The sequence below is a fragment of the Thalassospira lucentensis genome (assembly GCF_032921865.1).
In the GTDB taxonomy this organism is placed as follows: Bacteria; Pseudomonadota; Alphaproteobacteria; order Rhodospirillales; family Thalassospiraceae; genus Thalassospira; species Thalassospira lucentensis_A.
Map to the genome: position 1 here is coordinate 3,159,432 of NZ_CP136684.1, position 18,936 is coordinate 3,178,367.

19 protein-coding genes and 1 pseudogene are annotated in these 18,936 nt (G+C 55.2%); 5 read left to right on the forward strand and 15 right to left on the reverse strand.

Translation table 11 applies throughout. The features are described from left to right. Positions 1-17: 17 nt before the first annotated feature. On the reverse strand, positions 18-710 hold the full coding sequence (locus R1T41_RS15330) for an SOS response-associated peptidase (RefSeq protein WP_317337706.1): 693 nt from the start codon (positions 708-710) through the stop codon (positions 18-20). Positions 711-889: 179 nt separating this feature from the next. On the opposite strand from R1T41_RS15330, the gene R1T41_RS15335 reads away from it, so the two are divergent. After that, positions 890-1,633, forward strand: coding sequence for an SDR family oxidoreductase (locus tag R1T41_RS15335; RefSeq protein ID WP_317337707.1), 744 nt, complete (start codon positions 890-892; stop codon positions 1,631-1,633). Between the two features lie 93 nt (positions 1,634-1,726). On the opposite strand, the gene R1T41_RS15340 is transcribed toward R1T41_RS15335, so the two are convergent. The 7 genes and pseudogenes from R1T41_RS15340 to R1T41_RS15370 form a co-directional block, all read right to left on the reverse strand. Beyond that, positions 1,727-2,233, reverse strand: coding sequence for a GNAT family N-acetyltransferase (locus R1T41_RS15340; RefSeq protein ID WP_062952464.1), 507 nt, complete (start codon positions 2,231-2,233; stop codon positions 1,727-1,729). Positions 2,234-2,309: 76 nt separating this feature from the next. Further along, entirely contained in the window at positions 2,310-2,849 is a 540-nt protein-coding gene (locus tag R1T41_RS15345; RefSeq protein WP_317337708.1) for a hypothetical protein, read from the reverse strand. 268 nt (positions 2,850-3,117) lie between these two features. Next, positions 3,118-4,336, reverse strand: a pseudogene (hemA, locus tag R1T41_RS15350) (5-aminolevulinate synthase). Between the two features lie 527 nt (positions 4,337-4,863). Next, positions 4,864-6,270: an aspartate aminotransferase family protein gene (locus tag R1T41_RS15355; protein WP_317337709.1), complete on the reverse strand. Its 1,407-nt coding sequence runs from the start codon at positions 6,268-6,270 to the stop codon at positions 4,864-4,866. Between the two features lie 195 nt (positions 6,271-6,465). Continuing rightward, a complete protein-coding gene (locus tag R1T41_RS15360; RefSeq protein WP_062952468.1) occupies positions 6,466-7,308 on the reverse strand; it encodes a universal stress protein in 843 nt (280 codons plus the stop codon). Between the two features lie 177 nt (positions 7,309-7,485). Beyond that, complete coding sequence (locus R1T41_RS15365) at positions 7,486-8,034, reverse strand: hypothetical protein (protein ID WP_317337710.1); 549 nt, start codon at positions 8,032-8,034, stop codon at positions 7,486-7,488. A 154-nt stretch (positions 8,035-8,188) separates the two neighbouring features. After that, a complete protein-coding gene (locus R1T41_RS15370; protein ID WP_317337711.1) occupies positions 8,189-8,767 on the reverse strand; it encodes a TetR/AcrR family transcriptional regulator in 579 nt (192 codons plus the stop codon). A gap of 144 nt (positions 8,768-8,911) precedes the next feature. On the opposite strand from R1T41_RS15370, the gene R1T41_RS15375 reads away from it, so the two are divergent. Beyond that, positions 8,912-9,532, forward strand: coding sequence for an NAD(P)H-dependent oxidoreductase (locus tag R1T41_RS15375; protein WP_317337712.1), 621 nt, complete (start codon positions 8,912-8,914; stop codon positions 9,530-9,532). An 81-nt stretch (positions 9,533-9,613) separates the two neighbouring features. On the opposite strand, the gene R1T41_RS15380 is transcribed toward R1T41_RS15375, so the two are convergent. Next, the gene (locus tag R1T41_RS15380) at positions 9,614-10,303 is read right to left on the reverse strand and encodes an orotate phosphoribosyltransferase (protein WP_209221746.1); all 690 of its coding nucleotides are present in this window, start codon (positions 10,301-10,303) and stop codon (positions 9,614-9,616) included. Positions 10,304-10,562: 259 nt separating this feature from the next. Here R1T41_RS15380 and R1T41_RS15385 point away from each other — a divergent pair, with 259 nt between their 5' ends. The 3 genes from R1T41_RS15385 to R1T41_RS15395 all read left to right on the forward strand — a co-directional run bounded on the left by R1T41_RS15385 (position 10,563) and on the right by R1T41_RS15395 (position 13,562). Further along, positions 10,563-10,850 (forward strand): helix-turn-helix domain-containing protein, encoded by a 288-nt coding sequence (locus tag R1T41_RS15385; RefSeq protein ID WP_209221748.1) that lies wholly within the window; start codon positions 10,563-10,565, stop codon positions 10,848-10,850. Positions 10,851-10,927: 77 nt separating this feature from the next. After that, positions 10,928-12,661 carry a SulP family inorganic anion transporter gene (locus R1T41_RS15390; protein ID WP_317337713.1) on the forward strand — a complete coding sequence of 578 codons (1,734 nt, stop codon included), beginning with the start codon at positions 10,928-10,930 and terminating at the stop codon, positions 12,659-12,661. A gap of 112 nt (positions 12,662-12,773) precedes the next feature. After that, on the forward strand, positions 12,774-13,562 hold the full coding sequence (locus tag R1T41_RS15395; RefSeq protein ID WP_317337714.1) for an enoyl-CoA hydratase/isomerase family protein: 789 nt from the start codon (positions 12,774-12,776) through the stop codon (positions 13,560-13,562). A gap of 8 nt (positions 13,563-13,570) precedes the next feature. Here the strand turns inward: R1T41_RS15395 and R1T41_RS15400 are convergent, their stop codons facing one another. The 6 genes from R1T41_RS15400 to R1T41_RS15425 form a co-directional block, all read right to left on the reverse strand. Continuing rightward, complete coding sequence (locus R1T41_RS15400; protein ID WP_317337715.1) at positions 13,571-14,080, reverse strand: DinB family protein; 510 nt, start codon at positions 14,078-14,080, stop codon at positions 13,571-13,573. A 37-nt stretch (positions 14,081-14,117) separates the two neighbouring features. Next, entirely contained in the window at positions 14,118-15,374 is a 1,257-nt protein-coding gene (locus R1T41_RS15405) for a multidrug effflux MFS transporter (RefSeq protein WP_317337716.1), read from the reverse strand. A gap of 171 nt (positions 15,375-15,545) precedes the next feature. After that, positions 15,546-15,824: a hypothetical protein gene (locus tag R1T41_RS15410; protein ID WP_317341604.1), complete on the reverse strand. Its 279-nt coding sequence runs from the start codon at positions 15,822-15,824 to the stop codon at positions 15,546-15,548. Beyond that, the gene (locus R1T41_RS15415) at positions 15,776-17,182 is read right to left on the reverse strand and encodes a TRAP transporter large permease (protein WP_062952482.1); all 1,407 of its coding nucleotides are present in this window, start codon (positions 17,180-17,182) and stop codon (positions 15,776-15,778) included. Before R1T41_RS15415 ends, R1T41_RS15410 begins: the two co-directional genes overlap by 49 nt. A 19-nt stretch (positions 17,183-17,201) precedes the next feature. After that, positions 17,202-17,777 carry a TRAP transporter small permease gene (locus R1T41_RS15420; RefSeq protein ID WP_062959017.1) on the reverse strand — a complete coding sequence of 192 codons (576 nt, stop codon included), beginning with the start codon at positions 17,775-17,777 and terminating at the stop codon, positions 17,202-17,204. 29 nt (positions 17,778-17,806) lie between these two features. Further along, complete coding sequence (locus R1T41_RS15425; RefSeq protein WP_317337717.1) at positions 17,807-18,802, reverse strand: TRAP transporter substrate-binding protein; 996 nt, start codon at positions 18,800-18,802, stop codon at positions 17,807-17,809. Between the last annotated feature and the right edge of the window lie 134 nt (positions 18,803-18,936).

The following is an 18,936-nucleotide window of genomic DNA, read 5'->3' on the forward strand; positions in this document are numbered from 1 at the left end:
AATCCATGACCGGCCGATCAGAAAAGATCGATCTGGCCGTCGTCCTGCTTGGCGGTTTTGGTGCTGTCCGGCAAATCTTCGGACCATTTCAGAACATGATCGGGCACCGGGCCCAGCATGTGACGCACGGTGTAAAACCGGTTGGCGGGATCAAGCCATCCGGCGATATGGTTCGGTCCGATCACGGTGGGCATTCTGTCATGGATCTGCGCGATCGAGGGCGCGGGGGCACAGGTGATAATTACTGCCTCCGTCCCATTTTCAAGCCCGGCAAACAGCACTGGCTGATGATCGGGCAGGGTAATACGGGTTTTGTGTTTGACCGCGCCGTCCTTGCGCCATTCAAACCAGCTTGTCGCCGGGATCAGGCAACGCCGTTCCAGCAACGGACGAAAGGTCGGCTTTTGATCAAGGGTTTCGGCGCGTGCATTGATCAATGGCGCGTTCAGTGTCGCAACGCTTAAACCCCAGCGGCGCAAGACGGGTTTTTGCCCCGGCAGGATGACAATCACCGGATCGGTCGGGCGGCGAATGCCTGAAAGTGTTTCAAAGACGGTTTCGTCCGTCTCTGTTTCCAGTTCTTCCTGATCTTCAGGGACGGTTTCATTGGGAAAATCCGATGCTTCCTTGCGAATGATATCCGTAAGGTCGATGGCCAATTGCGCCTGAAACGCATTCATGTCGCTGATAAGCTGGTATTGGCTGCACATCGGATGTCCGTTCCTGAATTGACAATGATCATAGCCGTTTGACTGGTTTTGGCACAACCTTCATCCTATATAGGAACGCGTGTTGCGACAGGTGCCTGCCGCGGATAGCAATGCTATAAGAAGATTATTGCACGATATAACGCGCCATTTTGGCGCGCGGGATTTGAAAGAGCCGCCCAATGAATACCAATGCCCCGAAAACCGTTGTCCTGACCGGCGCAAGCCGCGGGATCGGCCATGTTACGGTCGGTTATTTTGCCGCGCGTGGCTGGCGGGTGATTTGCTGCTCGCGCGAGGCCCCGCCGCCCAGTTGCCCGCGTGATCCGGCACAAGGTATTCATATTGCCGCCGATCTTTCCAAACCCGAAGATGTCGAATTTTTCATCAAACAGGCCAACGAAGTACTGGGCGACGATCCGCTTCATGCGTTGGTGAACAATGCAGGTGTATCGCCCAAGACGCCGTATAAAGAACGGCTGGGCTGCCTGAATGGCGATATCGAGGCATGGCGTGATGTGTTCGAACTGAACTTCTTTACCCCGCTGACTTTGTCGCGCGGCTTTGCCGCTGCCCTGCACCGGGGCAAGGGGGCAATTTGCAACATTACCTCGATCGCGGGCCACTATGTCCATCCCTTTGCCGGGTCGGCTTATTCCACGTCGAAGGCCGCCCTTTCGGGGCTGACACGTGAAATGGCGGTGGAGTTTGCCGAACTGGGGGTGCGGGTTAATGCTGTCGCCCCCGGGGAAATCAAAACGGCAATGATTTCCCCTGAATACGAGGCACTGGTGCCCCGCATCCCGATGAACCGAATGGGCACCCCCGAAGACGTGGCCGCCGCCGTGCATTATCTGGTCGGCGACGACAGCAGCTATGTCACCGGCACGGAGATCTTTGTCACCGGCGGGCAGCATTTGTACTGAGTCGAAATCCGGATCAAACGGGGACCGCAATAGCTGTTGATGACAGGCTATCAAACGGCTGACGGTCGGGAATTTCCGGCTGTTTTCTTTTGTTCAGTGCTGCGGGGCGATGTAAAAGGCCGGGTCGTAATCAACATTTCCTGCCGGAATAGTATCGATCAGCGGTCGAGCCATGAAATACTGGTCGGGAACGCCTTCCAGTTTCAGATCGGGCAGGGGCGCAAAGCCAAAGCGGCTGTAGTAGTCCGGTTCGCCAAGGACCACGCAACCAGCTGCATCATTGATACGCAGTCTGGCGATTCCGGCCTGGATTAACTCTGATCCGATCCCCAAGCCCTGCCGGTCGGGGTTAACCGCAACCGGGCCAAGACCGAACCAGTCGCTTTCTTGGCCATCGATTTTTACCGGTGAAAAGGCAACGCAACCGACAAGTTCGTCATCTTCGATTGCCACAAGCGACAGGCTTAAACGGCCCTTGTCGCGCAATGCATCCACGATCAGATGTTCGGTTTGCTGGCTATGTGGTGCGGTTGCAAACGCATTCGCCAGCAATGCGTGGATTGCCGGAATATCGGCCTCTGTCTCATCGCGGATAAGCATGATCGGACCCGTCCCATCCTGTGACTTGGCACCCGCTACCTGCGGGTCTATCTCTCGACTATAACGGGAATTGGAATTAGGCCAACAGACTTTTCAGCCAATCGCGTTTTTGTTTCAGTCGACGTGCTTCCATGTCAAGCCATCCGGTGAATGGGGCAGCTTCGTTCGCATGCTCTTCGCGAAGTGCCAGAACGCGATCAAGTTCCAGTTCGCAAACGTCATGCAGGATTTCGATCTGGTCGCGGCGCGTCTCGTCATCCAGCAGATGCAGGAACCGCATTTTAAGTGCCATCACAAGGCGCGAAAGCTCGCCTGATGTATCACGAAGCGTGCCCTGCATCAGTTCCTTGAACTTGTCATGTCCGGCCTTGGTCAGCGACAATTGCGCATCCGAATATGACCCGCTGTTGCAATCTTCGCGCACCAACCCTTCAAGCTTAAGAAGCTGAAGCGAGCTCCCCATCATATCAAGCGACGGCCCCATGATATGGGCGGTAAAATGGCGCACTGAATTGGCCAGATCGGCATAGCTGATCGGTTTATCGGAAAGGGCAAGGGTGCCGAGTGCGCAAAGGCGCAGACATTCTTTGGGCAGCAAGGTTCTATCCGAATACATAAACGGTCCCTGTCATGTTGCAGACACCGAAGTTAGCGCGAACGGTTCTTAATTGCAAGATGGCAAATGGCTTCTGTCCCAACATCGTGTGATGGCAACAGCATCAATATAGGACGGGAAGTTTCGAAAGCAAACAACCGCATCACGAGAACAATCATTTCCCGATCTGCCGAAGAAGGGGCCCGCAATGAGTGGCAGACACAAAAAAGAAGGCCGTCGATAATCAACGGCCTTCAGTATTCTGTCATATGCAGTGGGATTTTAAGTCTCAGGCTGCCTTGGCAATACCAAGCTGGCCCCAAACCACCAGAAGCGAGTCGATCAGATGATCGATCAGTTCATCATTGTGAAGCGGGCCGGGGGTAAAGCGCAGCCGTTCTGTGCCGCGCGGTACGGTCGGGTAGTTGATTGGTTGCACATAGATGTCGTGATCAAACAGCAGACGGTCGCTGGCTTCCTTGCACATTGCTGCATCGCCCACCATCAGCGGCACGATATGGCTTGGCGCATCCATCACCGGAAGACCGGCGGTCCGCATGCGTTCGCGCAGCGTTTCGGCACGTTCTTTCTGGGCTTCACGTTCTATATTGCTGTCCTTGAGGTGGCGGACCGAGGCCAGTGCTCCGGCCGCGATGCTGGGCGGGTGAGAGCTGGTGAAGATAAAGCCATTCCCGAAACTGCGCACGAAATCGACAATTTCATGTTTGGCCGCGATATAGCCACCGATCACGCCAAATGCCTTGGCAAGCGTGCCCTGAACGATATCGACACGATCCATTACGCCGTCGCGTTCGGCAACGCCGCCGCCACGCGGGCCATACATGCCGACCGCATGCACTTCGTCGAGATAGGAGATCGCGTTGTATTTTTCGCAAAGATCAAGGATTTCTGTGATTGGCGCGATATCGCCATCCATTGAATAAACAGAACTCGAACGCGACGATCTTGGCCCGGTTCGGTCCCAGATCGCGCAGGATTTCTTCAAGATGTTCGACATCGTTATGTTTCCAGATCCGGCGTTCCGCCTTGGAATGGCGCATGCCTTCGATCATGGAATTGTGGTTAAACGAGTCGGAAATGATCACACAATCCGGGAGTTTCGAGCCAAGGGTTGAAAGCGTCGTCCAGTTGGCAACATAGCCCGATGTCATCAAAAGGGCTGCTTCCTTGCCATGCAGATCGGCGAGCTCCTGCTCTAGCGCGACATGCAGATGGTTGGAACCGGAAATATTGCGCGTGCCACCTGCACCGCCACCCTGACCGGTGATGGTGTTTTGCATGGCTTCAAGAACCTTCGGATGCTGTCCCATGCCAAGATAGTCGTTCGAACACCAGACCGTAATTTTGCGCGGCGCATCACCGTTTCCCGGGTGATACATGGCTTTGGGAAATTCACCGACAATGCGTTCAAGATTGGCGAATACGCGGTAACGGCCTTCGGCTTTGAGGCCGGACAACGCGTCTTTAAAGAAGGTGTTATAATTCATCTTTTGTGTCTTTCGCCTGTCTCTTTACCGCAGGTACGGGCTGTCTTTCATCCCGTTCTCTCACCCTTGGCAAAGCTCTGGTCCTGGCCGGATATGCGTACATCTCCGGATCAGCATGGTCCCGTTTGACCGGGTCTTGATAACTTCCTTATCGGACATGGCTTCCGACTTGGCATTGACCCTTGTCAAAAATTTTAAAGCGATTCCAGTTTCACTTCGATTGTCGTTTTCAGTGTCGCTGCGAACCACGCTGTCAAAGAAGGCGTCCATTCATTGTTTGTCGATCTCGCCATCACTCATGGCGTTGGGTGGTTCCCTGTTCAATTCCTGTTCCCAATTTGGCGCTATTGATCGCATTTGGCAAGGTTTTGAAAGGACTTCCGACCCACAATTAAATCAATTCAAACAAGCAATAAAATCTATCAACCGCCATTAATTGAAAGTTTCTTGCTATGGCGATGCCGCTGCGTCTTCATCGATGCAGCGGCATCTATTTGTTTTGTAAAGGTTTTCTGTTCTGGGATATTTCAGCCGAGGCTGTTGTGCCAGTCCCCAAGAGCAGCTTCGACCTTGTCGAACATATCGTGGACCTGCTGTTCGGTAATGATCAGCGGCGGGCAGAAGGCGACACTATCGCCAAGTGCACGCAGGATCACACCGTGGTCCATACATTTTGCAACAACCGCCTTACCGGCAGCACCGACAGGCTGCATTGGTGTTTTCAGGCATTTGTCTTGGACCAGTTCAAATGCGCCAATCAGCCCGCGTCCGCGGGTTTCGCCGACATGTTCGAATTTATTGAGGTCCTTGAGGCGTTTCTGGAATGGCGACATGACATTGCGGACATGGTCGATAATGCCGTCTTCCTCATAGATTTTAAGGGTTTCAAGCGCAACGGCAGCCGCGACCGGATGGCCGGAATAGGTGAAGCCGTGGCCAAATGTACCGATCTCGTCGGATGCCTTTTTCGCAGCCTGATAAATCCTGTCATTGATGAACAGGGCCGAAATCGGCTGATAGGCCGATGAAAGCTGCTTGGCGACCGTGATCATGTCGGGTTTAAGCCGGAAGGTTTCGGTGGCAAACATCCGTCCGGTCCGGCCAAATCCGCATATGACCTCGTCAGCGATAAACAGGATGTCATACCGGTCCAGAACTTCTTGCACCTTTTCGAAATAGGTGCGCGGCGGCACGATCACGCCACCGGCTCCCATGATCGGTTCGGCGATAAGCGCCCCGATGGTTTCCGGGCCTTCGGCTTGAATCAGGTCTTCAAGCTGTTCGGCAAGACGGGTCGCGAAATCCTCCTCTTCCTCGCCGGGCTGGGCCTCGCGCCAGTAATGCGGGGTTTCGGTATGGATGATGCGGTCAATCGGCAGGTCGAACATCTTGTGGTTGCCCGGAAGCCCCGTCATCGAGGCCGCAGCCACCGTCACCCCGTGATAGCCCTTCTTGCGCGAAATGATCTTCTTCTTTTCCGGTTGGCCAATCGCATTGTGATAATACCAGACCATCTTGACCGCGGAATCCGTTGCTTCTGATCCGCTATTGGCAAAGAAAACCTTGGACATAGGGACGGGTACAAGTTCCAGAAGCTTTTCGGCCAGGTCAATCGCCGGGTTGGTGCTGCGTGATGCGAAGGTGTGGTAATAGGGCAGGGTTTCAAGCTGCTTTGTCGCGGCTTTCACAAGGCGATTTTCGCCAAATCCCAGCGACGCACACCAAAGACCGGCCATGCCTTCGATAAAATCGCGGCCATTGTCATCGGTCACATAAATCCCGTGACCCTTTGAAATGATATGCGGCCCGGTTTTTTCGTGAGTGGCAAGGTTGGTATAGGGATGAAGATAGCTTGCGATATCGCGGCTGGCTGCGGAATTGCCTTTGGCGGTCGGGGCAGTATCGATTGTCGTGGTGGTGGCGTTGGTGTTCATGGCGAACCTCTGTTTCGTGCAGGAAAGATCCTGATGCTTTCAGGCACTTTAGTCAGCTATTTCCGGCATGGGAATCATTAGTTGGACCATGCTTTGGCGAAGATCTTTGGCGTGATCGGCAAAAACGAAACCGACAAACAAAACCGGCCGGGCAAGGGCACCGGCCGGCTTGGTAACGATGTCGTTGGTCGCAGCCTAGTGCGACATCAGAACCGGCACCGTCATGTGACGCAGAAGATGCTGTGTCACACCCCCCATCATCAATTCACGCAGGCGCGGGCGGCCATAGGCACCGCAAACGATCAGGTCGATGCTTTCATCGGCCGCACGCGACAGCAGAAGATCGCCAACGCTGATGCCGCTGGCATTCATATTCTCCTTGCGGACATTCACCCCGTGGCGTTCAAGCCGCGAACCGATATCGACACCGGGAACAGGAATGGAGTCACGGGCGCCCTTGTTCGGATCGGCACAAAGAACGAGGGCCGATTTGGCATTTTCGAGAAAGGCCATGCCGTCATTCACCGCACGGACGGCTTCGCGATACGGCTTCCACGCAACCATAACGCGTTCGCCAATCGTTTCGAACCGACCGGCATAGGGGACGACCAGAACCGGGGTGCCAGCGGTCAGAATGGCCTTGTCAGGCATTTCCGAGGTTGAGGACGGATCGGCACTGTCCGGGTCATACTGGCCCAGAACCGTCAGGTCATGATGGCGGGCATACATGGCAACCGTGTCGGCAATCTCGGCTGCCGAGCATGGCGTTTCCTGCCAACTGAAGGTAACACCAGCGTCTTCGCAGGCTTTTGCGAAGTCGCGCTTGGCTTCCTTGGCGGTTTCGGCCATGGCCGCGCGCTGCTGATTGACGATTTCCTGAGAAATCTGAACTTCCATGAAACGTGGAATTTCGGCATAGGGCAGAAGAAACAGCCCGGTCAGATGGGCTTTTTGCGCCTTGGCAACCTTCAGGGCAACCGAAAGCCGTTGTGCGCAAGGGGCTGAATTGTCGATATGAACAAGGATATCCCGATACATCTGCCAGTCTCCTTTTCCGGGCAGCACCGCCTTCGATCAAGGCGGCTAGCGTGGTTATGAGAAGCAGTCTAATGCGATCAGTGGTGGCGTTCTTTGTTCTATCTCAAATTGCACTTATCGCGTGTATCTGAGTATCGCGTGACCCTGTGGCGAGAAAATGGTCATTGGTAAAAGGCATCATCCATCAACGGGCTTGGACATCATCGGAATGGTCTTTTCCATGGTAGGTGTACCATTCTGCGGCATCGTTGTCGGGGCAGGGGATGTTACCAGACCGGGTGTTGCTCCCGCGGTCGGATCGCTCATTATTGGCGCACCGGCCGATGGCATTACCCCCATGTTGTCACCCGAAATGATCGAAAGGCTTTTGTGCAATTGCTGTGACAGGGTTGACCAGTTGGTCTGAAGTGTATTGCAGGCTGCCGGGTCATTTTGCTGCACACAACGTTGTGCCATGCGATCAAGGATGTCGAGCGCGATGCGTGCCTCGTCGATCTGTTGGCGCTGTATGTCGGTGATTGCGGCCTTTTGGGGATTTGGAGTCATGACGAATTTGTCATTTGCGGCATTCGCGGATGTTGCCGTGGTCGGGCCACCCCACGGAGTTACTATTTCCGCGGTGGTATCAGCGGCGGGATTGTTTTGTGCGGTGGGTTGCACGCAGCCCGAGAGTATCAAAGCGGAAACAACAAGACCGGACAGGAGGCCAGCGCTTCTGATCTTCATGAGTTGCTCCTTTGGCCGCAAAGCGATGATGCGCCCGGGCCGTTCCCATAACCTGACAGTGCCATTTATCATACGGCCTTGCTTTTGCTTTGGAATATATTGGACCCTGTTAAACCCGATGTCCAGAAAAGGGCATGTGACAGCACTGGCGCCATCAGTTCCCGGAGGCATGGTTATCACGCGATACCATGGCGATGATGGTTTCAAACAATTCCTGCTTTGCCTGATCGGCGGTGATTTCACCGGTTGCCGCGGCATAGGAGAGGGCCTCAGCGGCACCCAGAAAGCCCCAAAGACGCGGCATGGGGATTTTCCCCGTTGGGCTGAAAGACGACAGGATATCGCGGCATTTATCAATGAACAGAAGATGATAGTCCCGCTTGACCTGTTCGAGTTCCGGCGATCCGGCAAGCGATGCGATCACGCCCGAAATTTCGCGTCCCTGTGACAGCACACAGTCAACATAGGATGCCGCGATGACCGATGCCTTGTCGCGCAAGGTCGGGCTGCTTCGGGCCAGAGTGGCGTCCATCAATGCGGTCTGGCGCTGGTCGTAATCCTGATAAAGCGCGATCAGCAAACCAGACCGGGTGCCAAAATGATCATAGACCACCGGTTTGGTAACCCCGGCCTGTTCGGCAAGATTTCCAAGGCTAAGCCCCTCGGTTCCGCCGTCGTGGATCATCTTCCAGGCAACGTCGAGAAGTTGCCGGTTGCGATCTTCGCGGGTCATACGTTTACGGGGCTTATGCAACGGAGACTTTTTTGCACCGAGACTTGACATGGCTATATACCAAAAGTAACTTACAGATAGTAACTTACTTATAGTATATAATGATTGCCGTTGAGAGGCAATCACTTAGCAAGGAGATAAGCCATGCGCGCGCTTGTTGTTGTCGCCCATCCAAATTCCGGTTCGTTCAGTCATGCGGTCGCCAATCAAATTGGCAAAGGGATTGAGGATGCCGGGTCCGAACACAGTTTCGAGCTTGCCGATCTGTCGGAGGAGGGATTTGATCCGCGCTTCAATCAGGACGATATCGCGGCCTTCGAGATGAGGTCACCGTTTCCGGACGATGTGCTTGCCGAACAAAGGCGGATTGATGCCGCCGATACGCTGGTGCTGGTTTTTCCAATTTACTGGTGGTCGATGCCCGCAATCCTGAAAGGCTGGATCGATCGGGTGTTTTCAAATGGCTGGGCCTATGAGGATATTGACGGTGAAAAGGTGATCAAAAAGCTGAACCATCTGAAGGTTCATCTTGTCGCGATTGGTGGGGCAGGACTTGGCACGTTTGCCCGGCATGGATATTTCGGGGCCATGAAACTGCAAATCCATCAGGGCATTTTTGATTATTGCGGAGTGAAAGTCGCAACTTCGGAATTGATGTTGCTGGCCGACGGCAATGACCCTGCGGAGCACCTTAAAAAGGCACGCGAGGTTGGGGCGGCGATCCCGGCAAAGGTGACAAAGCCGGAATTGGATATGGCGGGATAAATCTCGTTAGACCGGCCATCAAAAGCAAAACGCCCGCAGATTTTCCCTGCGGGCGTCTGAATTTGGCAATGTGTTGCCGGCTTAGTCGTGCTTTCCGCCATTGGCTTTTGACCAGCCGATTGGATCAGCAAGGAAGGCCCGAACGCCTTCGATGGCTTCTTTGGGGAAGTATTCGCCTTCTTCGGCAACGGCCAGAACATCGGCCCAGGTTGCCAGGTAATGCAGTTCGATGTCGTCCTTTTTCAGTTCCTCAAGCGCGTTGGGGAACACACCATAGAAGAACACGACAAAGGCATGTTTGCATTCGGCGCCGGTTTCGCGGATGGCATTGACGAAATTGACTTTTGATGCGCCGTCGGTGGCAAGGTCTTCGACCAGAAGAACGCGCTGGCCTTCGTGGATGTCGCCCTCGATCCGTGCCTTGCGGCCAAATCCCTTTGGCTTCTTGCGGACATACTGCATCGGCAGGTCCAGGACATCGGCCAGCCAAGCGGAATAGGGGATGCCCGCGGTTTCACCACCGGCGACCGCATCAAATGCCTCGTAACCGGCCTTGTCGGAAACCTGACGCGCGGCAAGTTCCATGACCTTGCGGCGTGCGCGCGGGAAGGAAATCAGCTTGCGGCAATCGATGTAGACCGGGCTTGCCCAGCCGGATGTCAGGATATAGGCCTCTTCCGGGCGGAAATTCACAGCCCCGATATCAAGCAAAATCTTTGCGACGGTTTTGGCGGCATACGAGCAATGCGCGGTCGAAGTTTCGTTGGTCATGGCGACTATACCCTTTTTCGGATCGAATATTTGCGCACGTCTTAGCGTTTTTGAACGCAAAGCGCAAAGAAAAGCCGCTGTCCAGCTGGTCAGGATCAGGTGCCCGGTGTTGCCGGGGGCAAATTTGCGGGCAGCAGAGCCGGATGCGAATAACGCAGTGCCGATTTGAAATATCAAAACTGATATCTTAGATATCATAATTGCAGTTTCAGATACCTTTTGTTAGGCTTCGGTCATGTTTGGATAGAGGGTTTGCTTCATGATCACCGCAGGACAGATGCGCGCGGCGCGTGCGTTGCTGGGCATTGATCAGAAAACACTGGCTGAGATGGCCGGGATTTCTGTGCCAACCATCCAGCGGATGGAGTCCAGCAAGGGCAATGTGCGCGGTGTGGTCGATACGCTGGCCAAGGTGGTTGATGCACTTGACCGGGCCGGGATCGAGCTGATTGGTGATCAGGCACCGAGCATTGCGACCGGACGCGGTGTGCGCCTGAAGGAACCTGAAACGCGACCTGCCCGGGATAACGGGCAGGGTGAGGAATAAAACGCAACGAATTTTGCGACGGCGACCGCCGACTTATGCCGACGATCCCGCCGCCTTTTGCAAGGCTGCCGGAGACTATGGAAACCAGAACCTCGAAGATCAATCCGGCATCCGAACCCGGATATGCCGAACTGTTTACACCGAAACTTGTTACCGTCCTGCGCGAAGGATACGGACTTAAAGAGCTTCGCGCTGATGCGATTGCCGGTTTGACAGTGGCGATTGTCGCCCTCCCGCTATCGATGGCGATTGCAATTGCATCGGGCGTTTCTCCGGCGCAGGGGCTTTATACCGCGATTGTCGGTGGCATTCTGGTGTCGCTTCTGGGCGGCAGCCGTTTTCAGATCGGTGGACCGGCGGGGGCGTTTATCGTTCTGGTTGCGGGCACGGTGCAGGCGCACGGGCTGGACGGGTTGCTTATTGCAACCATCCTGTCAGGCGTGATGTTGCTGGCCATCGGGGCACTGAAGCTTGGCACCTATATCAAATTCATTCCCTATCCGGTGACGGTTGGCTTTACCGCCGGGATTGCGGTGATCATTTTCGCAAGCCAGATCAAGGATTTGCTGGGGCTGACCCTGTCGGGGGCGGAGCCGGGGCCGCTTCTGGAAAAACTTCCGGCGATCTGGGCCGCTTTGCCGGGGATTGATCTTGTAACGGTTGCCCTTTCCGGGGCGACGATCCTTGTGATCATTGGCACCAAACGGGTGCGTCCGCACTGGCCGGGCATGTTGATTGCCGTCGCCGGGGCCGGGTTGATAACAGCATTTTTCAATCTGCCGGTATCAACCATCGGCAGCGTCTTTGGCGGTATACCAGGCGACTTTCCAGCGCCGGTGCTACCGGAATTCACCCTTGAGAAAGTGCAGGCGGTTTTGCCCAACGCAATTGCATTTGCACTTCTGGGCGCCATTGAATCGCTGCTATCCGCCGTGGTGGCCGATGGCATGACCGGGCGGCATCACCGGTCGAACTGCGAACTGGTGGCCCAAGGGGTGGCCAATATGGCATCGGGTCTGTTTGGCGGCATATGCGTGACCGGCACGATTGCGCGCACCGCGACCAATATCCGTGCGGGTGCGCATGGTCCGGTTGCCGGGGTTCTGCATGCGCTGTTTTTGCTGCTGTTCATTCTGGTGGCAGCCCCGTTAGCAAGTTTCATTCCGCTGGCAAGTCTGGCCGGGGTGCTGGCGGTCGTCGCGTGGAACATGATCGAAAAACATGCCTTTGCTACCTTGCTGCGTGCATCGCGCGGTGATGCGGCGGTGTTGCTGGTGACGTTCCTGCTGACGATTTTCCGTGATCTGCTGGAGGCCATTGTGGTCGGCTTTGCCTTGGGATCGGTCCTGTTTATCCAGCGGATGTCAAAAACGACCGCAATTGCCACCCACAGCCCGTTTGTGTCCGAAGACCGGGCGGATGGCACGACCGGCGGGGCCGGGGCATCGGGTATTTCATCGACAACCGATCCTGACATCATGATTTACCGGATTACCGGCGTGTTCTTTTTCGGGGCCGCGGCATCCATCGGATCGGTTCTGGACCGGATTGGTGATACGCATAAGGCGCTGATCATTGATTTTGCTGCCGTGCCGTTTCTTGATTCAACCGCGGCCAATACGATTGCCGGGCTGGCAAGCAAGACTCACGGACGCGGGATCGAGGTCATTCTGACCGGCACATCGCATGACCTTCGGCGGGAACTGTTTGCGCACGGCATCAAGCCGCCGCTGGTTCATTATGAAACTGATATCGAGACGGCGGCGGTGTGGCTTCGGGCGCATGGGATGCGCGACGTCCCTGCATCCTGATTTGCTGCCACGAAGACAGTGAGAATACCCCAAGCCCTTGTCAGGCATTGGCAAAGTGCGGTTTTGGGTTTATTTGGTATAGCTTTACCGAATTAAGCGGAAAGGCACTGCCATGTCGCAGGAAACCGGACTTGTCGTCGATATCAATGACGGCGGTATTGCAATCATCACCATTTCGCAGCCGGAGCGCAAAAACGCGCTGACCAAGCCGATGTGGGGGGAACTTGCCCGGATTGCCGACGATCTTGGTGGGGACAGCAACCTGCGTTGCATCGTTATTCGCGGCGGCAGCGGGGCCGGATTTGGGGCCGGAGCGGATATTCATGAATTTGTTCGCGAACGTGACGGGTTTGAAAAGGCGCGCGATTACGGAATGCTCCATGCCGAAGCCTTGCAGGCGCTTCGGGTTTGCCAGCATCCAGTGATTGCGGCGATTGACGGGCCGTGCATCGGGGCGTCGTTTGTGTTGGCTGCGGCCTGCGATTTGCGGATTGCAGCCGATAATGCAAAATTCGCCGTGCCGCCGATGAAGCTTGGCGCGACGCTGGGCTATCCGGAATTGCAGATCATGCTGGATCTTCTGGGCGAAGCAACCCTGTTTGAAATCCTGCTGGAAGGGCAAGTTTTTGATGTCGCGCGTGCGCGCGAAATCGGCTTTATCGCCCGGCATGTGCCACTTGATGCATTCGATGCGGAAGTAACGGCGACAGCAACCCGAATTGCCGGTGGCGCACCGATCACCCAGCGCCTGCACAAGAAAATGATCAACCGCCTGAAAGAAGGCGGTTCGATTGACGCAAGGGAATTTGACGAAGGATACCGCGCCTTTGACAGTGCGGATTTCAAGGAAGGCTACACCGCCTTTCTGGAAAAAAGAAAAGCGGTGTTCGAAGGCAGGTAACGGTCGGGTCACAACGGCAAATCCGGTGTCAGCGGCACGTCGGTAATGCCGTAATCAAGACCCATCTTGTAAAGCTCGCTTGTGATTTGCGATCTGTGATGGGTTTGGTGGTTGAAAAGCTGCATCAGGAAAAGCTGGCGCGGCAATTTGCGGGTTACACCATCCAGCCCCATCAATTCGCGAATGTCATCCTGCCAGCCATGATCGCTGGAATCGACGAATTCGGCGATTGCCGTGTCGGTTTCGATCCGCATTTTGCCAAGAGTTTCGAAATCATCGGCCATGACGGTGCGGGCATCAAATGGCTCGGCCTGTCCGGTTTTCAGAATGCCGAGGATGCGGTGATCTATATACAGCAGATGATTAAGTGTTGCGTGGATCGAGCCAAAAAACATACCGCGGTCACGGCGGCGTTCCTCGTCACCAATCTGATCACAAAGATCGTACAGAATACCATTTTGCCAGCTGTTATATTTGGCCATGGCGCGGCCGTAATCGTTGAAATTCATCTTTGCCATCTGGTGGGGCTCCTTGTTGGCATTAACCGGTCTGTACTTAATCTGCGGCAACCGCGACGGTATCGTCGGTTTGGGCCGGGGCAGGCTGTTCGATCTGTTTTGCCTCGGCCACGAAATGGACCATGACATTGGCGAAAATGCCAAAGGCCAGCATCGATGCTGTCACGGGCAGAAGACTGCCGTCATGGACCTGTCCGATAATGGTGCCTGCTAATGCGCCGGTGGCAAACTGTATGGTCCCCATCAAGGCGGTGGCCGTCCCGCCGATATGTGGGAAATACTGCATGAAGGCCGCGGTTGCGTTTGGTGCGGTCAGCCCGATCATGCCGACAGCAACCATCACCAGCGGCACCACAGCATATAGCGACGGCTCAAACGCATTCACCGCAATGAACAATCCGATCACGGCCGCCAGTTGAAGGGCGGTGCCAATCGCAAGTATCTGATGGCATTCAAGCCGTTTCAGCAACGGATTGTTCAGGCGGTTGCAGATCACGATGACAATGACATTCGCCCCGAACAGATAGGGGAACTGGCTTGGTGATACGCCGAAATAATCAATATACATGAACGGGCTGTCGGTCAGGAAACTGAACATGACCGCACTTGCCCCGGTGTGGGCCAGCATGAAACCAACTGCCTTGCGCGTACGCAGGACTTCCAGATAGGTCCACCACACCCGTCGTGCTGGTCCGGCATAGCGTGGGCGCAGTTTGGTGGTTTCGGGTAACTTGAACCAAACAATCACCAGCATGATGCTGCCATATATGACCAGCAGGACGAAAATCGCCTGCCACTGGAAATAGACCAGCAGGGCCGAACCAACCGTTGGAGCGACCAACGGGGCAATCATCATGATCACCGCGATCAGGGCAAACATGCGCGCGGCATCCTTGCCATCAAACAGGTCGCGCACCGATGCACCGACAATCACAAGGGCAAAACCGCCGCCAATCGCCTGGATAAAGCGCATGACATTCAGCGACAGGGAACTGTCGACAAAGATGATGATCGCACTGGTGATGATGTAAATCACAAGCCCGATCAACGCGACCGGGCGACGGCCAACGCGATCCGAAAGCGGCCCGCCAATCAGCTGACCCAGGGCAAAACCAATCAGGAACATGCTGATTGATACTTCGACATTATGCGTCGGCGCGCCAAAATCTGCTGCCATCGCCGGAATGGCAGGCAGGTAGGTATCAATCGCAAATGGTGCGGTCGCGATCAGGGCGGCAAGCAGGATCGCAAGGCGCTGCGTATTGATCGGGGCGCTGGCATCTGTATTCGCCATGACTTCCGTATCCGTTTCTTATGGTGGCAGGTGGGGCGTGATCTGTCCGGTTTCCAGTATCGGTCTTTAGCGGACTTCCTTAAGGCCAGCCGGAATGACAGGAAACGGGACATATCGCCAACACCCGGACAGCGGGCGGGGCGAAAATTCCGGTCAGATATGGCAGTGGCATCAGGAAGGCCGCACCGTTGCGGGTGGCGGGGCCGGGTGGATCGCAGCCTGAAACGATTCAATTTGTGCCATTATCCACGGAAATTCTGTTTTTTCCAGCCCGGCGATTTTGACAGCCTGAATATCAGCTATGCATATAACCGTCTGACGCGGCAAAAGAATACAGGCCGCAAAAGAAAACGGCACCCGCGATGGGGTGCCGTTTGCAAGGTTTTCAGTTCTCGCCTGATCTAATAGTTCATGACCTTTTCCGGGCCCATCAGCATGGTCGGAAGCCATGTCGAAATTGCCGGTATGTATGTCACGATGATCAGGAAGACCAGCAGGATCATCAGCCAAGGCAGGGCTGCACGAACCACCTGAACCAGCGACATGCCGGTGATACCCGATGTCACGAACAGGTTAAGCCCGACCGGCGGCGTGATCAGGCCGATTTCCATGTTCACAACCATGATGATGCCCAGATGGATCGGATCGATACCAAGCTTCATCGCAATCGGGAACAGGATCGGTGCCATGATCAGAAGGATGGCCGAAGGTTCCATGAAGTTGCCCGCGATCAACAGAATGATGTTGACCACGATCAGGAAGGCCCAAGGTTCCAGACCCCAGTTGATGATGGTTTCTGCAATGGTGTGCGGAATGCGTTCGGATGTCAGCACATGGGCAAACAGCATGGCGTTGGCAATGATGAACATCAGCATGATGGTCACTTTGCCAGACTCCAGCAGCACGTGGCGGATATCCTTGTCGAACGGGATCAGCGCGATGGCCTTGCCGATTTTAGGCAGGTTGTAGCCTATGATAGCGCCCACACCCATGCCTTTTTCCGGAACCCAGGCAACACCCTTGATCGGGCCCATATCGCGATAAAACACGATAGCGACCAGCAGGGCATAGACGGATGCGACGGCTGCGGCTTCGGTCGGGGTAAAGATCCCGCCATAGATACCGCCCATGATCACAACCACCAGAAGCAGGCCACCGGATGCGGAAAACAGGCCTTCAAACCATTCCGAAGCGCTCGGACGATCCTGTTTGGGCAGCTTTTTGATCCGGGCGACAACATAGATCACCGCCATCAGCATCAGACCGGCGATCAAGCCGGGAATGACACCGGCCAGGAACATGCGGCCGACCGAAACCTGGGTTGCCGCGGCATAGACCACCATCACGATGGATGGCGGGATCAGAATGCCAAGCGTACCGGCGTTACAGATCACACCGGCGGCAAAGTTGCGTGGATACCCCGATTTGATCATGCCGGCGATCACCACCGAACCAATGGCAACAACCGTGGCCGGGCTGGAACCAGAAACAGCGGCAAACAGCATACAGGCCAGAACGGACGCCATGGCAAGGCCGCCATGGAACCAGCCAACCGTATCCACCGCAAAGCGGATCAGACGACGTGCCACCCCGCCGGTCGACAGGAAGGTCGAGGCAAGGATGAAGAACGGAATGGCCAGAAGGGTGTAATGTTCCATCCCGTTGAACAGTTTTTCGATCAGGGTCGCAAGCGAGTCCGATCCAAAGAACAGGATGGTGGTGATGGATGACAGGCCCAGCGCCACGCCGATCGGGGTGCCAAGCGCCATCAACGCAAACAGCGTGATGAACAGATATGCGATTGTCATTTAAGGCGTTCCCCCGCGATCATTTATCGTTGTCGCGACGGACCATGCCGTCGGCCATGGCTTCGGCTTCATCGCCCTCGCCAATGGTTTCGATCGCCTCGCGTGCCTCGTCGGCAAGCGAGAATCCGTTTTGCTGACCCGAAAGAATACGCCACAGGACCTGTCCGAGACGGAACAGCAGTAACGCACCGCCAAGCGGCAGGATCAGATAGACCACCCACATCGGGATCGGGGAATCTTCGGCCTCGATACCGATCATGTGATAGAAGGTCATGCTTTCCCAGCCGCCATAAAGAATGAGCGCGGCATAGGTCATGCAGACCAGGGCAACAAAGATACCGGTGATGCGCTGGGCGGGTTTTGCAAACAGCTGCACAAGGGCATCGACCCCGATATGGGATCCGACCTTGACGCCATAAGACATGCCGAAAAGCACAAGCCAGGCAAACAGAAATTCGGTGATTTCCATCGACCAGGTCATACCGGAATTGAAGCCGTAACGAAGAACGACATTGACGAAAGTCAGTACCGTCATGGCGGCGAGAAGGAGGGCAATAATGCCCTCCTCCAGCCGGTCAACGACCGTTTTAATCATAGCGGTAACGGTCCTCTAGGTTCGAGGAATTACTTGTTGCAGGCGGCGGCGGCTTCGATCAGATCGGCACCGATATCACCTTCGAACTGAGCCCAGACAGGCTTCATGGCTTCGCGCCATGCTTTGACATCGTCAGGAGACGGTTTGACGATTTCGGTTTCGCCCGAGTTAACGATCAGCTGGCGCTGTTCGTCGGCCAGTTTGCCCGACAGACCGTTCGAGTATTCGGTTGCTTCGTCCATGGCCTGTTTCAGACCAGCCTGGATTTCCGGATCAAGACCGTCCCACCATTTGGTCGAGGTCACGACCAGATAGTCGAGCAGACCGTGGTTCGATTCAGTGATGTAATCCTGAACTTCGAAGAACTTCTGGGAATAGATGTTCGACCAGGTATTTTCCTGACCGTCAACAACGCCGGTCTGAAGTGCCGAATAGGTTTCGGCGAATGCCATTTTCTGCGGGACGGCATCAACAGCTTCGAACTGGGCAGCAAGAACGTCCGAGCTCTGAATACGGAATTTCAGGCCAGCGGCGTCAGCCGGGGTCAAAAGCGGCTTGTTGGCCGAAAGCTGTTTCAGGCCGTTGTGCCAGTAACCAAGACCGGTGAGACCCTTGTCAGCCATCGAAAGCAGAAGCTCCTGGCCTTTTTCACCTTTCTGGAAGCATTCAACAGCTTCCATGTCGTTGAACAGGAACGGAAGATCGAACAGGCCGAGCTTCGAGGTCCATTTGCCGAATTTCGCAAGCGACGGTGCAGCAAGCTGAACGTCACCGCGGAGCATTGCCGGCAGAACCTTGTCGTCATCGAACAGCTGCGAGTTCGGATAAATTTCGACTTTAACCTTGTCACCAAGGATTTCTTCAGCACGCTTTTTGAAGAACTCAGCGCCCTGACCCTTCGGGGTGTTCGGGGCAACCACGTGAGCATATTTGACAACAACCTGTGCGGATGCTGCGCTGGTCATGCCAAGAACAGCTGCCATTGCAACGCTGGTTGCGAGAAGTTTTTTGGTAATCGGACGCATCAATAGTCTCCCTATAAGCTTTGTGCGTTTTCCCAGTAGCGCGCCAGTTATCGGCGTCGTTCAGGTCGCCGTCTGGCGCTGGGGTGCAATACTGCAATTGCCGGGCCAGTTCTGCATATCTGCCATTACGATAA

Excerpts from the sequence above, each read along its gene's own strand:
- R1T41_RS15410 (WP_317341604.1), bottom strand. The coding sequence starts at position 15,824 with ATGGCTTCCGACCATGCTGATGGGCCCGGAAAAGGTCATGAACTATTA.
- R1T41_RS15400 (WP_317337715.1), bottom strand. The coding sequence starts at position 14,080 with ATGGCAAAGATGAATTTCAACGATTACGGCCGCGCCATGGCCAAATAT.
- R1T41_RS15365 (WP_317337710.1), bottom strand. The coding sequence starts at position 8,034 with ATGAAGATCAGAAGCGCTGGCCTCCTGTCCGGTCTTGTTGTTTCCGCT.
- R1T41_RS15425 (WP_317337717.1), bottom strand. The coding sequence starts at position 18,802 with ATGCGTCCGATTACCAAAAAACTTCTCGCAACCAGCGTTGCAATGGCA.
- R1T41_RS15405 (WP_317337716.1), bottom strand. The coding sequence starts at position 15,374 with ATGGCGAATACAGATGCCAGCGCCCCGATCAATACGCAGCGCCTTGCG.
- R1T41_RS15395 (WP_317337714.1), top strand. The coding sequence starts at position 12,774 with ATGTCGCAGGAAACCGGACTTGTCGTCGATATCAATGACGGCGGTATT.
- R1T41_RS15385 (WP_209221748.1), top strand. The coding sequence starts at position 10,563 with ATGATCACCGCAGGACAGATGCGCGCGGCGCGTGCGTTGCTGGGCATT.
- R1T41_RS15380 (WP_209221746.1), bottom strand. The coding sequence starts at position 10,303 with ATGACCAACGAAACTTCGACCGCGCATTGCTCGTATGCCGCCAAAACC.
- R1T41_RS15420 (WP_062959017.1), bottom strand. The coding sequence starts at position 17,777 with ATGATTAAAACGGTCGTTGACCGGCTGGAGGAGGGCATTATTGCCCTC.
- R1T41_RS15415 (WP_062952482.1), bottom strand. The coding sequence starts at position 17,182 with ATGACAATCGCATATCTGTTCATCACGCTGTTTGCGTTGATGGCGCTT.
- R1T41_RS15340 (WP_062952464.1), bottom strand. The coding sequence starts at position 2,233 with ATGCTTATCCGCGATGAGACAGAGGCCGATATTCCGGCAATCCACGCA.
- R1T41_RS15335 (WP_317337707.1), top strand. The coding sequence starts at position 890 with ATGAATACCAATGCCCCGAAAACCGTTGTCCTGACCGGCGCAAGCCGC.
- R1T41_RS15370 (WP_317337711.1), bottom strand. The coding sequence starts at position 8,767 with ATGACCCGCGAAGATCGCAACCGGCAACTTCTCGACGTTGCCTGGAAG.
- R1T41_RS15345 (WP_317337708.1), bottom strand. The coding sequence starts at position 2,849 with ATGTATTCGGATAGAACCTTGCTGCCCAAAGAATGTCTGCGCCTTTGC.
- R1T41_RS15360 (WP_062952468.1), bottom strand. The coding sequence starts at position 7,308 with ATGTATCGGGATATCCTTGTTCATATCGACAATTCAGCCCCTTGCGCA.
- R1T41_RS15375 (WP_317337712.1), top strand. The coding sequence starts at position 8,912 with ATGCGCGCGCTTGTTGTTGTCGCCCATCCAAATTCCGGTTCGTTCAGT.
- R1T41_RS15355 (WP_317337709.1), bottom strand. The coding sequence starts at position 6,270 with ATGAACACCAACGCCACCACCACGACAATCGATACTGCCCCGACCGCC.
- R1T41_RS15330 (WP_317337706.1), bottom strand. The coding sequence starts at position 710 with ATGTGCAGCCAATACCAGCTTATCAGCGACATGAATGCGTTTCAGGCG.
- R1T41_RS15390 (WP_317337713.1), top strand. The coding sequence starts at position 10,928 with ATGGAAACCAGAACCTCGAAGATCAATCCGGCATCCGAACCCGGATAT.